This window comes from Staphylococcus sp. FSL W8-0774 (assembly GCF_038006785.1).
Lineage (GTDB): Bacteria > Bacillota > Bacilli > Staphylococcales > Staphylococcaceae > Staphylococcus > Staphylococcus pasteuri.
The window spans coordinates 2,392,488-2,406,967 of record NZ_JBBOVW010000001.1 but is presented as its reverse complement, the minus strand read 5'-3'; the positions used below and the strand labels follow the sequence as shown (position 1 = coordinate 2,406,967).

Annotated in this window: 17 protein-coding genes; 11 read left to right on the top strand and 6 right to left on the bottom strand. The window is 30.9% G+C overall.

All coding sequences use genetic code 11. The annotated features are described in order from the left end of the window. Positions 1 to 215: 215 nt before the first annotated feature. From NSQ15_RS11805 to ychF, 4 genes are all read left to right on the top strand, one after another. Entirely contained in the window at positions 216 to 1,052 is an 837-nt protein-coding gene (locus tag NSQ15_RS11805) for a ParB/RepB/Spo0J family partition protein (protein ID WP_154874773.1), read from the top strand. 131 nt (positions 1,053 to 1,183) lie between these two features. Beyond that, positions 1,184 to 2,062: a mechanosensitive ion channel family protein gene (locus NSQ15_RS11800; protein WP_046467355.1), complete on the top strand. Its 879-nt coding sequence runs from the start codon at positions 1,184 to 1,186 to the stop codon at positions 2,060 to 2,062. A gap of 20 nt (positions 2,063 to 2,082) precedes the next feature. Next, positions 2,083 to 2,286: a DUF951 domain-containing protein gene (locus NSQ15_RS11795; protein WP_017637499.1), complete on the top strand. Its 204-nt coding sequence runs from the start codon at positions 2,083 to 2,085 to the stop codon at positions 2,284 to 2,286. A gap of 11 nt (positions 2,287 to 2,297) precedes the next feature. Next, the gene (gene ychF / locus NSQ15_RS11790; RefSeq protein WP_017637498.1) at positions 2,298 to 3,395 is read left to right on the top strand and encodes a redox-regulated ATPase YchF; all 1,098 of its coding nucleotides are present in this window, start codon (positions 2,298 to 2,300) and stop codon (positions 3,393 to 3,395) included. Between the two features lie 132 nt (positions 3,396 to 3,527). Here ychF and NSQ15_RS11785 read toward each other — a convergent pair whose 3' ends face one another. Together NSQ15_RS11785 and NSQ15_RS11780 are read right to left on the bottom strand one after the other, a co-directional pair. Further along, positions 3,528 to 3,719, bottom strand: coding sequence for a hypothetical protein (locus NSQ15_RS11785; RefSeq protein WP_017637497.1), 192 nt, complete (start codon positions 3,717 to 3,719; stop codon positions 3,528 to 3,530). 64 nt (positions 3,720 to 3,783) lie between these two features. After that, a complete protein-coding gene (locus NSQ15_RS11780; protein WP_070451877.1) occupies positions 3,784 to 4,605 on the bottom strand; it encodes a GH25 family lysozyme in 822 nt (273 codons plus the stop codon). A gap of 377 nt (positions 4,606 to 4,982) precedes the next feature. Between NSQ15_RS11780 and rpsF the strand changes: the two genes are divergently transcribed. From rpsF to NSQ15_RS11745, 7 genes are all read left to right on the top strand, one after another. Continuing rightward, positions 4,983 to 5,279, top strand: coding sequence for a 30S ribosomal protein S6 (gene rpsF, locus NSQ15_RS11775; RefSeq protein ID WP_017637495.1), 297 nt, complete (start codon positions 4,983 to 4,985; stop codon positions 5,277 to 5,279). Positions 5,280 to 5,300: 21 nt separating this feature from the next. Continuing rightward, complete coding sequence (gene ssb / locus NSQ15_RS11770) at positions 5,301 to 5,816, top strand: single-stranded DNA-binding protein (RefSeq protein WP_017637494.1); 516 nt, start codon at positions 5,301 to 5,303, stop codon at positions 5,814 to 5,816. Between the two features lie 43 nt (positions 5,817 to 5,859). After that, a complete protein-coding gene (rpsR, locus tag NSQ15_RS11765; protein ID WP_002451519.1) occupies positions 5,860 to 6,102 on the top strand; it encodes a 30S ribosomal protein S18 in 243 nt (80 codons plus the stop codon). Positions 6,103 to 6,354: 252 nt separating this feature from the next. After that, positions 6,355 to 6,876, top strand: coding sequence for a VOC family protein (locus tag NSQ15_RS11760; protein WP_070451879.1), 522 nt, complete (start codon positions 6,355 to 6,357; stop codon positions 6,874 to 6,876). Between the two features lie 559 nt (positions 6,877 to 7,435). Next, entirely contained in the window at positions 7,436 to 7,687 is a 252-nt protein-coding gene (locus tag NSQ15_RS11755) for a GlsB/YeaQ/YmgE family stress response membrane protein (protein WP_070451885.1), read from the top strand. A gap of 686 nt (positions 7,688 to 8,373) precedes the next feature. Further along, complete coding sequence (locus NSQ15_RS11750; RefSeq protein ID WP_070451888.1) at positions 8,374 to 9,003, top strand: LysE family translocator; 630 nt, start codon at positions 8,374 to 8,376, stop codon at positions 9,001 to 9,003. Between the two features lie 22 nt (positions 9,004 to 9,025). Then, complete coding sequence (locus tag NSQ15_RS11745) at positions 9,026 to 9,604, top strand: histidine phosphatase family protein (RefSeq protein ID WP_070451890.1); 579 nt, start codon at positions 9,026 to 9,028, stop codon at positions 9,602 to 9,604. Between the two features lie 75 nt (positions 9,605 to 9,679). On the opposite strand, the gene NSQ15_RS11740 is transcribed toward NSQ15_RS11745, so the two are convergent. The 4 genes from NSQ15_RS11740 to ahpF form a co-directional block, all read right to left on the bottom strand. After that, complete coding sequence (locus tag NSQ15_RS11740; RefSeq protein WP_029056590.1) at positions 9,680 to 10,060, bottom strand: hypothetical protein; 381 nt, start codon at positions 10,058 to 10,060, stop codon at positions 9,680 to 9,682. A 177-nt stretch (positions 10,061 to 10,237) separates the two neighbouring features. Next, positions 10,238 to 10,864, bottom strand: a complete 627-nt coding sequence (locus NSQ15_RS11735; RefSeq protein WP_070451894.1) for an NDxxF motif lipoprotein — start codon at positions 10,862 to 10,864, stop codon at positions 10,238 to 10,240. A 139-nt stretch (positions 10,865 to 11,003) separates the two neighbouring features. Further along, entirely contained in the window at positions 11,004 to 12,746 is a 1,743-nt protein-coding gene (locus NSQ15_RS11730) for a hypothetical protein (protein WP_340747172.1), read from the bottom strand. 209 nt (positions 12,747 to 12,955) lie between these two features. Then, positions 12,956 to 14,479: an alkyl hydroperoxide reductase subunit F gene (gene ahpF, locus NSQ15_RS11725; protein WP_340747171.1), complete on the bottom strand. Its 1,524-nt coding sequence runs from the start codon at positions 14,477 to 14,479 to the stop codon at positions 12,956 to 12,958. Position 14,480: the final 1 nt, after the last annotated feature.

Here is a 14,480-nt window from a genome sequence, read left to right as displayed (position 1 = left end):
GTAGAATCATTTGTCAACTATTTTTCTGAAAATTTAGATTAAAAAATAAATTCAGATATTAATGTTACGCTGATGACATAGTTAAACAATATGAAAAGAATTTCTTGTAAGTTATCATTACTACTTGTGAAAAAAGATGTAAATTTTTAAAATGAATAGAGATACGATATACATCAATATCAAAGCGTTAAATTCATATAGAAAGATGTGAAAAAATGGCTCATCAAGAAGATCAAAGATTAAAATTAAACAAAGATGAACATATACATTCCGTTTCATTAGCATTAATCAAAGCTAATCCTTATCAACCGAGAAAAACATTTGATGAGTATAAATTAAATGATTTGGCACAATCGATAAAACAACATGGTGTATTACAACCTATTGTTTTAAGAAAAACTGTTCAAGGTTACTATATTGTTGTAGGTGAGAGACGTTTTAGAGCATCTAAACAATTAGGTTTAACTGAAATTCCTGCAATTGTTAAAGATTTATCTGATGAAGATATGATGGAATTAGCCATCATTGAGAATTTACAACGAGAAGATTTAAACGCGATTGAAGAAGCTGAAAGTTATAAGAAACTTATGGAAGATTTAAATATAACACAACAAGAAGTAGCTCAACGACTTGCTAAATCACGTCCATATATTGCTAACATGTTGCGATTATTAAAACTTCCTACTGATGTTGCTAAGATGGTGAGAAATGGTGAGTTATCTGGAGCCCATGGACGTACACTATTAGGTTTAAAATCTCCTCAAAAAATGAAAACAGTAGCTAAAAAAGCAGCTAAAGAATCATGGAGCGTAAGATACTTAGAAAGTTATATCAATGATTATTTAAACCAAAACTCCACAAAGATAAATACAGACGAACCTAAATTAAACAAACCTAAATTTATTCAAAAACAAGAAAGAGAACTAAAAGAACAATATGGTGCTAAAGTTGATATATCAACTAAAAAGAGTGTTGGAAAAATTACATTTGAATTCAAATCAGAAGAAGAATTTAAGTTGTTAATTAAACGACTTAATCAAAATTTTGAGTAATCGTAATGATTAAAATAATATAAACAGCAATATATTAGTAGCTTATAAAACCGTAGACCGATTAAAAAATCATGATTTTAAGATATAATGATTTAATTATGAAATGATTGAGATGAGGAGGTAATTACACAATGAATCAGGTCAAACATATCCTTTCTTCTTTATTAGAACCACTTACAAAAGTAGAAACATATGAAAACTTAGCTATTAAAATTATTACAATTTTGATTTATATTGTAGCTGCTATTATTGTAATAAGTATTTTGAACAAAGTTATAGAACAAGGATTTAAAATTCAAAACAAAAGTAAAAAAGGAAATAAAAAACGTTCCAATACATTAATATCACTCGTACAAAATGTAGTTAAATATATAGTATGGTTTATTGTTATTACTACAATTTTAAGTAAATTTGGTATCAGTGTTGAAGGCATTATAGCTAGTGCTGGTGTAGTAGGACTAGCAGTTGGTTTTGGTGCGCAAACAATAGTTAAAGATATCATAACTGGATTTTTTATTATATTTGAAAATCAATTTGATGTTGGTGACTATGTTAAAATTAATAGCGGTGGTACTACAGTCGCTGAGGGAACTGTAAAATCTATCGGGCTTAGATCAACGCGTATTAATACAATTTCTGGTGAATTAACAATCTTGCCAAATGGTAGTATGGGTGAAATTACTAACTTTTCTATTACTAATGGTACATCCATTGTAGCTATACCAGTTTCAGTAGAAGAAAATTTAGATCACGTTGAGAAAGAGTTAAATAAATTATTCCAATCACTTAGAAGTAAGTATTACTTATTTGTGAGTGATCCAGTAGTAGAAGGTATTGATTCTATAGACAATAATAAAGTTACTATTAGAATTTCTGCTGAAACAATACCAGGCGAAGGTGCATCTGGAGGAAGAATTATTAGAAAAGAAGTACAACGATTATTTGTTAGAGAAAATATTAAGATGCCTAAACCTATTTTTGCCCCATACGATGAGCAAAAACGTGGCTAGTTATCATTGGAGGTAATTTCATGACGTCAAATTACGGAATAAATGATATAGTAGAAATGAAAAAACAACATGCATGTGGAACAAATCGTTTTAAAATCATAAGAATGGGCGCTGATATAAGAATTAAATGTGAAAATTGTCATCGTAGTATTATGATTCCACGTCAGACGTTTAATAAAAAATTAAAGAAAATTTTAGTATCCAATCAAGATACAGAAAGTTAGGAGAATGATTAATGGCTTTAACAGCAGGTATTGTAGGTTTACCAAACGTAGGGAAGTCTACACTTTTTAATGCAATTACTAAAGCGGGGGCTTTAGCGGCGAACTACCCATTCGCAACAATTGATCCAAACGTAGGAATCGTAGAAGTTCCGGATTCACGTTTGTTAAAATTAGAAGAAATGGTTCAACCTAAGAAAACGATTCCGACAACATTCGAATTCACGGATATTGCTGGTATTGTTAAAGGTGCGTCAAAAGGTGAAGGTCTAGGAAATAAATTCTTATCACACATTAGAGAAGTAGATGCAATTTGCCAAGTTGTACGTGCGTTTGATGATGAAAATGTTACTCACGTTTCTGGACGAGTAAATCCATTAGATGACATTGAAGTTATCAACATGGAATTAGTATTAGCAGATTTAGAATCAGTAGAGAAACGCTTACCTAAGATTGAAAAAATGGCTCGACAAAAAGATAAAACAGCGGAAATGGAATTACGCATTTTATCAAAAATCAAAGAAACGTTAGAAGAAGGTAAACCAGTTCGTAGTATTGAATTCAATGATGAAGATCAAAAATGGGTTAACCAAGCACAATTATTAACATCTAAAAAAATGTTATATATTGCTAATGTTGGTGAAGATGAAATTGGCGATGAAGAAAACGATAAAGTTAAAGCAATTCGTGATTATGCTGCACAAGAAGATTCTGAAGTAATTGTAATTAGTGCGAAAATCGAAGAAGAAATAGCAACATTAGATGACGAAGATAAAGAAATGTTCTTAGAAGATTTAGGTATCGAAGAACCAGGATTAGATCGTTTAATTCGTACAACTTATGATTTATTAGGATTATCAACATATTTCACTGCTGGTGTACAAGAAGTACGTGCATGGACATTCGTACAAGGAATGACAGCACCTCAATGTGCCGGAATTATTCATACAGACTTCGAACGTGGTTTCATTCGTGCAGAAGTAACAAGTTATAGTGATTACGTTGAACATGGTGGAGAACATGGTGCTAAAGAAGCGGGTAGACAACGCTTAGAAGGTAAGGATTATATCATGCAAGATGGCGACATTGTTCACTTCAGATTTAATGTATAAACGTTAAATAATACGGATTATAACTACTCTAGAATACCTAGAGTAGTTTTTTAATATTAAAAAAAGCAATGTAGTGCTAGGTCGGAGTTGCTTAGTGACAGACTACATTGCTTGATTTAAAGATAATTTATTTTAAAAGAAGGGAATAGTTTCGCTTGCTTTAATAATATCTGTTGTTCTAAAAAATTGTTTACCTTCACCAGTATAGGCAGGTTCTAAAATCATATTTGCTTTAGCATTATACAACCATTCTGGGTGTAAACCACAATTTAATATATCTTGAAACTCTTGAAAGTCTTTATCCCAATCTAAATTCAATTTCATGTTTGACACCTCAACATCATTATAGAACAAGTGTTCGTATTTGTGAAGTGCTTTTTATGAAAATTTATGATGTAAACCAGTTTGTGTTTACGTTTGAATCTACATAGTTAGCATCTACGTTCTGGTTTAACTCAGGTGAGTAGAAACTATCAGTATATTGCCAAAGTACTTTTTCGCGAGTTGGTTCTTGAGCTTGATATGACGCTAACCAGTAACCATCGTATGAACTAACGGCATTTGCCACATTGTTTACCATAAAATTCTCATAAGAGTAGAATAGAACTTTTTTATCGCCAGCTAATTTTTTCATTTGGTTAGCCCATGCTGTTGTGGCGGTATTAGCATCGCCAGAAGTAACAGTTTGTTGTTCGTAGTCATTAACATAAAATTCAGCTTTTGGCGCACGATTATATAACATTTTCGCTTCGTAGCGAGCATCGTCAGCATTTTCATACATACTATACGAATAAACACCAAACTTCATATTGTTCTTATCTAATAGTTCAGAATTATGTTGTAAACATTTATCGACATATTCAGATCCGTATTGTCCTCGAATGATTATAAAGTCATACTTTTTCTTTAATTGTTTGACTTGAGCGTCAGTCAAATTACCTTGCCATTCAGAAATATCTAATACTCGCTCACCATTATTTGTTGTTGCTGCACGAGATTTAGTTGAAAAAGTAGAACGATTTTGTGTTTTATTTTCAGCTTTTTCTGGATGTTTTTTCATATATTGTTGATAACCATAACCCATTGTGCCTTTTTCATTTTTATTGCCATCAGTATTTTTTGAATTTTCGTCAGCGTATGATAAATTGATACTTGAAATTGTAGTTAACATCGATGCGGCTAACATCGAGTATGATACTTTCTTTAACATATATGTACTCCTTTGTTTATAAAAATTAAATGCAATTAAATTAAAAACATAACAATGATATTATTACAATTAAATTCTATTTACAATGATGAAAATTGCACAATATACCAATAGATTTTACTATGTAGATTAATGTTTATTTTTATAAAAAGTTATTAAAAAAATTATGCAAAATAAGTGAGCGGGCATTCTAAATTAATGGATAACTGTCAGTTACTAAGCTAATGATAATTTTTAAGGACTATGTATTATTAAATATGATTGTAAAAAGTAATACTCTGTGCTATAATTCTTGATTGTGAGTAATGAAAATTATTCCTTGCTTATCACAAAAATGATGGTAAGCCGTATAGACCACAAGGAGGTGCAAATATACAATGAGAACATATGAAATTATGTACATCGTACGTCCAAACATTGAAGAAGATGCGAAAAAAGCAGTTGTAGAACGCTTTAACGGTATCTTAGCTTCAGAAGGATCAGAAGTTTTAGAAGTAAAAGACTGGGGTAAACGTCGCCTAGCTTATGAAATCAATGATTTCAAAGAAGGTTTCTATAACATCGTACGTATCAAATCAGATAACAATAGAGCTACTGACGAATTCCAACGTTTAGCTAAAATCAATGACGATATCATTCGTTACATCGTTATCCGTGAAGACCAAGATAAGTAATAATTGGACGGGGGCGTTTAAATGATAAATAGAGTTGTATTAGTAGGTCGTTTGACGAAAGATCCAGAATACAGAACCACTCCCTCAGGCGTAAGTGTAGCGACATTTACTCTAGCAGTTAATCGTACTTTCACGAATGCTCAAGGGGAACGCGAAGCAGATTTCATTAACTGTGTTGTTTTCAGAAGACAAGCAGAAAATGTAAATAACTACTTATCTAAAGGTAGTTTAGCTGGCGTTGATGGTCGCATACAGTCACGTAGTTATGAAAATCAAGAAGGTCGTCGTATCTTTGTAACTGAAGTCGTTTGTGACAGTGTTCAATTCCTTGAACCTAAAAATTCACAAAACGGTGGTGGCCAACGTTCACAAAACAACGAATTCCAAGATTACGGTCAAGGATTCGGTGGTCAACAATCAGGACAAAATACTTCGTATAACAACAATTCATCTAAATCTAATTCAAATCAATCAGATAACCCATTTGCAAATGCAAACGGACCTATTGATATTAGTGATGATGATTTACCATTCTAAAAAATAACTAATTAAAAAATAAATTAAAAGGAGGCAGTTAACCATGGCAGGTGGACCAAGAAGAGGCGGACGTCGTCGTAAAAAAGTATGCTATTTCACAGCAAATGGTATTACTCATATCGATTATAAAGACACTGAATTATTAAAACGTTTTATCTCAGAACGCGGTAAAATTTTACCACGTCGTGTAACTGGTACTTCAGCTAAATATCAACGTATGTTGACAGCTGCTATCAAACGTGCACGTCATATGGCTTTATTACCATATGTTAAAGAAGAACAATAATATATAATTTATTGTCAAACCCCGTAAGCTTAATGCTTACGGGGGTATTTTTGTGTTTTTTAAAACTAGAGATAAGGCAATGTACGAATGATTTAGAAAAGATAGGTAAGTAATATCTTAATATTATTAAAAATCTTATCAATGAATATGCTCCATTAAATAGGGGAAAGTAAGTAGAGTAAATTAAATCGTTTGTTACAACTTGTTATTAGAAGTAACGAGTTAATAAAAATACGGTTAGGAGTATTGTTGATGAGTAATAATATTAAAGGTATTAATCATGTAGGTTTAACTGTTCCCAATATCGATGAGGCAACAAAGTTTTTAAAAAATGCATTTAGAGCAAAAGTTGCTTATGATGGATTAACTTATGATGACGAACCTCGTAAGGGCAAAGAGGTTGAGAGAATGCTTGGTTTATCAGAAGGAGCAGAAATTATAAAGCAAAGAATGATTGTCATAGGTAATGGTGCCAATATAGAAATGTTTGAAATTCAAAATAGTGATCAAAAATCACCATTGAGATTAGAGGATTTAGGTTTTAATCACATTTCAATTTTTGTAGAAGATATGGATTTAGCAATCAAACAAGCTGTAGAAGCAGGAGCAATACCTTTATCAGAAAAACATGATAATTCTAGATATGAAGATAGTGAAAAGAGTAGCAGTGTTTATTTAAAAACAGAATGGAACTTATTGATAGAATTGCAATGTATTCCAAACGGATATTACTATCCCAATGATAGTGAAACAGAAGTATTTATTCCTGAATAAAGTCAAATATAAATCATCAAAAAAGCTATGGTTAAGACACTTGATAATAAATGTCATAACCATAGCTTTTTCCTATTTATTCTTACTAACATGGCCAATAATATATGAAGTTAAGCTGCTACAAATAATTAATAGAATTAAAAATGTCATTAAATATATTTGTTTGCTTTCCACATGAAATCCGATTTCAAACTGACCGTGTAAATGACCTTTGATAAAAAAGTTAAGCGTAATAATAGATAGGATTAGAATAATTGAAATACCACTCAACACATCGAAGCATATTTTAAAAAAGGATAGTTTATTTTTCTTCATATAATGCATCCTCCCATAATCATTATGTTAACAACCATCCCATTGAGTTAGTAGTTATTTATTTTTGTTAAATTAATCGCAATTAAAAATTTTAAACTAATGATTAATAAGAATCAATCAATAAATATCTATTTATTTACTGAATTTAATTAATTTTTATCCAAATTCGTTTTGAATAGTGAATATGGGGTATACACCTTAAGTAGACAATATAATAATTACATATTGAAAGGAGTGAAGATACATGGGTCTAATAGGAATGATCATCGTAGGTGGTCTTATCGGTTGGATTGCAGGCGCAATTCTTGGTAAAGATATCCCAGGCGGTATTTTAGGTAATGTTATTGCTGGTATCGTTGGTGCTTGGGTTGGATCAATGATTTTTGGACATTGGGGTCCAGAATTAGGTAGAATTCATATCTTCCCAGCATTACTAGGTTCAATTATTTTAATTTTTGTAGTTTCATTAATCTTAAAAGCTTTAAGAAAAAAATAATTGAAATATAGTTATAGAGATGACCTTCGAAAATAAGGACATCTCTATTTTTATATATAATCTTATTTTGAAACTGTAAGTATCAATTCATCATTATTCTACGTATATGCTTGCTAAAATGGTCATTAGAAGTGTTAAAAGACAAGAAAGAAGGATAATATTTTAAATTCTAATTGATTGTTGGCCATACCCCTTCTTTTTAAATACATAGAATAGGTAACTCCATGACAACATAACTAGTATGCCTAATATTATAATAAGTGTTTTCATAAAAACCCTCCTCATTTATTTTGTACCCTAAAAGATAGTTAATAAATAAAGTAAATGGTTTTTAAATAATTTATAAAATGCAAATTGCAATATCACTTAAATTTTTGCATAAAAAGAGGATGACGCTGGGTAACGCCATCCAGGAGTATTATGTTCATGAATATAAAAGACTTTGTAGTTACTTAATAACTACATGTACATAGTATCATGAATTAAATTAAAATACCAATTAAAACAACTTAATTCTATTAATATTTTTTCGTTGTACACATTTAATTTTAATTATGCAATCACATTTGAATATGTTTAATTCTATTAATTTTATATACATAAATTGTTAGTCTATTCTCAATATTTTTCGTTCTGTTGTATGTTTATACGGCTATTGATAGGATACTATTATGGAGGGATTCATCATGGAAGGCATTATAACATTTATTTTAATTTCACTATTAATGATTATCGTACCGGGACCAGATTTTCTAATCGTCATGAAGAATACTGTCCATTCTGGAAAAAGAAATGGTATGTTAGCAGCACTGGGCATTACGACTGGTCATATTGTTTATGCGAGTTTAGCTATTTTCGGAATTATATACATATTAACAAGTTTATATTACGTCTTTCTATTAATTAAAATATTTGGGGCGTGTTACTTAATTTATTTAGGTATTCGTTCTATTTTGTCAGCGCGTCAATCCATGTCTTTTAATGATCAAAAGCAAGATTTAAACAAAGTTTCATATCTTTCATCGTATAGACAAGGATTTTTAAGTACCATATTAAATCCTAAAGCATTACTTTATTACGTGAGTATACTGCCTCAATTTTTATCACAAGGAAATATACACATGACATCTCAAGTAGCAGTTTTAGTCTTATCTGTAGTGTTAGTCGTATGTTGTTGGTTTTTATTTTGTGTATTCATATTCCAATACATTAAATTATTATTCAGTAATCCGAAAATTAAAGCAATATTTGATTATGCAGTAGGTATTATTTTGATTGGTCTATCAATTAATTTATTATTAAGTAAATCAAGTTAAGCAAATTAGGGTGGGAGTTAAAGTGAAAATATATTTAGTAAGACATGGTGAATCTAAATCAAATTATGATAATAAGCACGGAGAACCTTATTTCTGTGGTCAACTTAATATGCCATTAACTGAAAAAGGTACTGAAAGTGCACAAGCATTAGTAAGTTACTTTGCGAATAAAGCGATTGATCATGTGTACGTGTCGAGTTTATTGAGAACACAGCAAACATATGAAGCAATATTTCCATACAATCTTCCTACGACCTATACAGATTTACTTAAAGAGAGATCATTAGGTGTATTTGAAGGTAAATTTAAAAAAGAAGTATCGGAAGATCAGCATTTTTATAAATATTTTAATGACGATAATTACAAAGATTTTCGCCATAGCTTTACTCAAAAAGCACCTGAAGGAGAAAGTTATCAAGATGTTTATGATAGAGTTTCGATGTTTTTCGATACGATTGTAGATAAAAAAGCAGAAGCGATTGTTATTGTAGCGCATCAAGTTGTTATTAGATGTCTATTTGTTTATTTACAGCAACTAACAAAAGACGAAGCATTAACTGCTAACGTTGAAAACTGTAAGCCATATTTGATTGAAATATAATAAAAAGGTGAAATGCGTGTATGATACAAACGCATTTCACTTTTTTTATAAATTAAGACAGCCGGGTGTCTTGTTTTATGAATTTTGTTTCTTCTGTTTAGGTGATCCCACAATTAAAGTAACGAACGTACTAATAATAATTAAAATAACAGAAATTGCAGCAGTAATACCGACTGAATAGTCTTCTAGGATAAATGCGACAACAGCTAATCCAGACCAAGGTACAATTGCAATAATTTGTAGAACGCTAGATATAATTCTAGTAGTAAGATGATTGAAAATACTTAAAATAAGTGCAGGTAGCGCAAATGCAACTACAGTACCAATAGCAGTCCAAAGTTCTGCAGGTTTATCTAAGCTTATTGTATGTGGGCCTGTCGGATGCTTAGCGCACATAATGATTGTAGCAACAGTTGATAAAATTGCAATAATCACAAAAATTACGCGACGTTTCATGTTCTCACTCCTATAAATATATGTTGTTTTTAAAATTTTGCTCATTTATTAGTGTGACTAAGTATTGTAATGATGTCAATGTTACGATAAATGCGTATAACCAAATAAATACAGCATACAAAAAGCTTCTACTCGATTAGTTTTCATAATGAAACTTACCGAATAGAAGCTTATTTACTATTTATCAAAAACGTCTGTCTTGATATTTTTCTTATCCAAGAATGATTTGATTTTATCTTGTTGTTTTTTATTTACATCGCCTGCATAGTTAGTTGGCACATCAACAACATTGATTGAATTTTGAGGTTGATAGTTTAATTGTTCAATCTCTTCATCGACATCAGCAATAGTGCTATTTAATGCTTTGAAATATTTGATAATACGATTGGTTGGATCTTTATATTCATTTGGAATTTTATTATTATTCACGAATTTTTTGAAGTGTAAGTCGTTTTTAACAGCCAAATTAGATAGTTCACTTAAACGATCTGATTGTTTTTTAGTAATCTTTTTACTGCTATCACTTTGACGATCTAATTGGTGTTGGATAACGTACTTATTATCAAGAATATCGCTATTGACTTGTAAATATTTTTCAAGTGCTTTGTTCATTTCATCTTCACTTATTGTTGCATTTTTTTTGTTAGAAGTGAAAATATCTTTTTCTTTTAATTGCTTAGCATTTTTAGGTGCATGAGCATTACTGTGTGAATCTTGATCATTGTTATCTTCACTTTTATTGGCACAAGCTGATAGTACAAGTGCAAATGATAAGATTAACGTGAGTAGGACTCTTTTCTTCATTAGGTTTGGTACTCCTTTTATTCGTACAATATTCATTGTGTTTAATTTATTATATATTATAGCGTATCACGTATCAAAAATGATTTGAATGTTTAAGCATTGATTAAATAATGAACTATGAACATTTTGTGTACGTTCATTATTTAGTGGAATTCAAGATTTCTTGAACTGTAAAACCACGTGTACTCCATAATCTTAGATGAGTCCAACCTTTTTCTATTTGTTTGCTCAATGTTTTATCTGGAACTGGTAAAATCTTATCCTCTTTAAAAAGATTGTTCATCATTTCAACAGCATGTTCTTCATCGGGTGCTATTCTTAAATGAAATAGTATATACTGAACGGCTTTTTCTTTTTCAATATCATCATTTGCTTTAATGTTATTTCTAATGAATTTAATGAACTGTTTAAGTTTGGTATTGCGTCCATAATACTCATTGTTTACATATGTTAGCAGTTCATCTAAATTGTCTGGTACATAGAACGCTTTAAATGGGTCATCAATATCACTACTATTTGTTAACAAAGGAATGACAGGATGTAATAGCATATCGTTTTGAATAGTCACTAAACGATTGATATCCATATCTTTAATCTCATCTTTAATGTCATTTTGAGTCATCTCTTTATTATATAGATGTTTCATCAAATAGGACACACGCTCTAAAGAAGCATAACCATACAGATTTGTGATTGCAATATAGATATTTAGAGGTGTAACGTAATGTTGTTTTTTAGGATCATTTTTAAAATGCTTCAATTGCTCTTGCACTAGATTTTGACGGATTTCTGGATCCATATAATTTTCTATGTTAACTGATTCTAATGTACTGTTATCTAACTCGTCTTGATTATCTGGATTATTTTCCTCAAATGCCTCAATGATATCATTTTCAGTAAAATTATCTTCAGAATCTGCTAAGCTATCAAAGTCACCTAAACTATCCCAACCAGTTAAATCATCCTCAATTTCAGAGATTAATGAATGTTCTGCTAGTGATTCAAATATATTATCTTTTTGAGTGCCGATTCTTTCAATTTGGTCATCAATAACCGATTCTAAGCCACCAGTTGACTGAATATATTTATCTATAAAATCTAATGCGTCATATGGTATCGAAACGATATTATAACGTGCATTGTAGTTGAATATAAATGAATAATTGAATAACTGTGATGGTGAAGTGAGTTCTTGAACGTCATTAACTGTTGATGCGATATCTATATTGGAAGTGTAATTTTTGTCGTTTTCATATATAGATTGAAATATAAATAATGTTGAATTTGTAAATTGATTGAATACACGTTCTAACAATTCATTATTTTCAAAGAATGTATCATTGATTAATTTCACAGCATCAGCTTTTTTTAATTTTGAAGTATTTTTAAATTCGTAAAATTTTAAGATGTTTTGAATATCTTTTGCTTTTAAAGTTGTTAAATAATCTTTTAAATTAGTATGTTCTATATTGTAACGTACTTTTTCATCTAGCTTTTTAAATTCTTTTAGCAATTGCTTGTTATCATTATCTAAGTCTTTATATTCATAGAGTCCAGTAAAAACATATTCATTTACCTTATTTAAATAGATAGGGTCTATAATATATTCATCTGTAGATTCTTTATAGAAGAATCCTAATTGATTTGTTAATTTGCAAGTAGTTTTTATGTCTTCATTAACGTTAACAGTTGATGAAGCATCCTTTAACAAGTTTTCGATGTATGTTTGTTCGTCTTTTCCCATATTGTTATAAATAAGGTTCACATTGTGTGGTTGAAAAGCAATATGTAAGGTTTCGAGTGGTGAAAGTTTTCTAGGGATGTCTAAAAATGTTTGGATTTCATAAATTTTCACTTTAGTAATATGATTTAAGGTATTCATAATAGCTCCTTTAAAATATATGATGTGTGATGGATTTAGACTAGAAAACAGTTTACGTCATAATGTAAAAACCCAATGATGTTAAAAGATAAAAATTTTTCATTACTTATATCATAACATGTTTATTGAATATAATAATAAAAAAACAGAATTCCATTAAGGAATTCTGTTTTGAAGATATATTTTAATGAAATGTTTTATAGCGGGTATTAATTTCTAATAATATAATCGAATGCGTTTAGGGCAGCATTTGCGCCTGCACCCATAGAAATAATGATTTGTTTGTTTTTCTGATTAGTCACGTCACCAGCGGCAAAGATACCTGGAACGTTTGTGCTGTTATTATTATCGATAACAACTTCTCCACGACCATTTAATTCAACAGCATCTGATATCCATGCTGTATTAGGTACTAAACCGATTTGTACAAAGATACCATCTAAATTAACCACTTGCTCTTCACCAGTGTTCATATCTTCGTATTTAATACCAGTGACATGGTCTTCACCAATAACTTCTGTTGTTCTTGCTTTAGTTTTGATATCAACATTTGATAATGAACGTAAACGGTCTTGAAGTACACTGTCAGCTTTCAATTCTTCTGAATATTCGAAGACAGTGACATGCTTAACAATTCCAGCTAAATCAATCGCTGCTTCAACACCTGAGTTACCGCCACCGATAACTGCAACGTCTTTGTTTTCAAATAAAGGACCATCACAGTGAGGGCAGAAAGCAACACCTTTGTTGAGTAAACGATCTTCGCCTGGAATATTAAGCTTACGCCAACTTGCACCTGTAGAAATGATGGCTGTTTTAGTTTCTAGTACAGCATCGTTTTCTAACGTAACGCGAATTGCACTATCTGTTTTTTCAATATTAGTAGCACGGATACCAGTCATAGTATCGATGTCGTATTGAGCAATATGATCCGCTAAATGAGATGAAAATTCAGAACCTGTTGTTTCTTTAACAGTAATGAAGTTTTCAATACCAGCAGTATCATTAACTTGTCCACCAATGCGGTCAGCCACAATACCAGTGCGTAAACCTTTACGTGCTGTATAAATTGCAGCACTACCACTTGCTGGACCGCCACCGATAACTAATACATCGTAAGGGTCTTTGCCTTCGAATTCTGATGCGTCAGCAGTACTTCCTAATTGGTTAAGAATATCTTGAATTGACATACGGCCGTTACCAAACTCTTCTCCATCTAAGAAGACAGCAGGTACTGCCATGATGTTTTCAGATTCTTCACGGAATACTGCACCGTCAATCATTGTATGTGTAATGTTAGGGTTGATTACACTCATTAAGTTTAATGCTTGAACAACATCTGGACATTTTTGACAAGTTAAACTTACAAAGGTTTCAAAATGGAATGAACCTTCTAGGCCTTTAATTTGATCAATAACAGATTGTTGTTCTTTAGGTGGACGGCCACTTACTTGTAAAATAGCTAATACAAGTGAGTTAAATTCGTGACCTAAAGGAATACCTGCGAAAGTAATACCAGTTTCTTCGCCTGGGCGATTTACTGAGAAACTAGGTGTACGTTTCAATTCTTTTTCAGTAAGAGTGATGTGAGATGACATCACTCTTACTTCATCTAATAATTCTTTTAATTCTTTAGATTTATCATCAGAGCCAAGGCTAGCGACGAATTCAACGTCGCCTTCCATTAGCTCAAGTAATTGTTGTAATTGTTGTTTTAAATCAGCATTAAGCATA

What these genes read in the sequence shown, in the direction of transcription:
- NSQ15_RS11730 (WP_340747172.1), bottom strand. Translation starts at nt 12,746, where the DNA reads ATGAATACCTTAAATCATATTACTAAAGTGAAAATTTATGAAATCCAA.
- ychF (WP_017637498.1), top strand. Translation starts at nt 2,298, where the DNA reads ATGGCTTTAACAGCAGGTATTGTAGGTTTACCAAACGTAGGGAAGTCT.
- NSQ15_RS11750 (WP_070451888.1), top strand. Translation starts at nt 8,374, where the DNA reads ATGGAAGGCATTATAACATTTATTTTAATTTCACTATTAATGATTATC.
- ahpF (WP_340747171.1), bottom strand. Translation starts at nt 14,479, where the DNA reads ATGCTTAATGCTGATTTAAAACAACAATTACAACAATTACTTGAGCTA.
- NSQ15_RS11795 (WP_017637499.1), top strand. Translation starts at nt 2,083, where the DNA reads ATGACGTCAAATTACGGAATAAATGATATAGTAGAAATGAAAAAACAA.
- NSQ15_RS11740 (WP_029056590.1), bottom strand. Translation starts at nt 10,060, where the DNA reads ATGAAACGTCGCGTAATTTTTGTGATTATTGCAATTTTATCAACTGTT.
- NSQ15_RS11760 (WP_070451879.1), top strand. Translation starts at nt 6,355, where the DNA reads ATGAGTAATAATATTAAAGGTATTAATCATGTAGGTTTAACTGTTCCC.
- NSQ15_RS11735 (WP_070451894.1), bottom strand. Translation starts at nt 10,864, where the DNA reads ATGAAGAAAAGAGTCCTACTCACGTTAATCTTATCATTTGCACTTGTA.
- NSQ15_RS11800 (WP_046467355.1), top strand. Translation starts at nt 1,184, where the DNA reads ATGAATCAGGTCAAACATATCCTTTCTTCTTTATTAGAACCACTTACA.
- NSQ15_RS11780 (WP_070451877.1), bottom strand. Translation starts at nt 4,605, where the DNA reads ATGTTAAAGAAAGTATCATACTCGATGTTAGCCGCATCGATGTTAACT.
- NSQ15_RS11755 (WP_070451885.1), top strand. Translation starts at nt 7,436, where the DNA reads ATGGGTCTAATAGGAATGATCATCGTAGGTGGTCTTATCGGTTGGATT.
- NSQ15_RS11805 (WP_154874773.1), top strand. Translation starts at nt 216, where the DNA reads ATGGCTCATCAAGAAGATCAAAGATTAAAATTAAACAAAGATGAACAT.
- rpsR (WP_002451519.1), top strand. Translation starts at nt 5,860, where the DNA reads ATGGCAGGTGGACCAAGAAGAGGCGGACGTCGTCGTAAAAAAGTATGC.
- NSQ15_RS11785 (WP_017637497.1), bottom strand. Translation starts at nt 3,719, where the DNA reads ATGAAATTGAATTTAGATTGGGATAAAGACTTTCAAGAGTTTCAAGAT.
- rpsF (WP_017637495.1), top strand. Translation starts at nt 4,983, where the DNA reads ATGAGAACATATGAAATTATGTACATCGTACGTCCAAACATTGAAGAA.
- ssb (WP_017637494.1), top strand. Translation starts at nt 5,301, where the DNA reads ATGATAAATAGAGTTGTATTAGTAGGTCGTTTGACGAAAGATCCAGAA.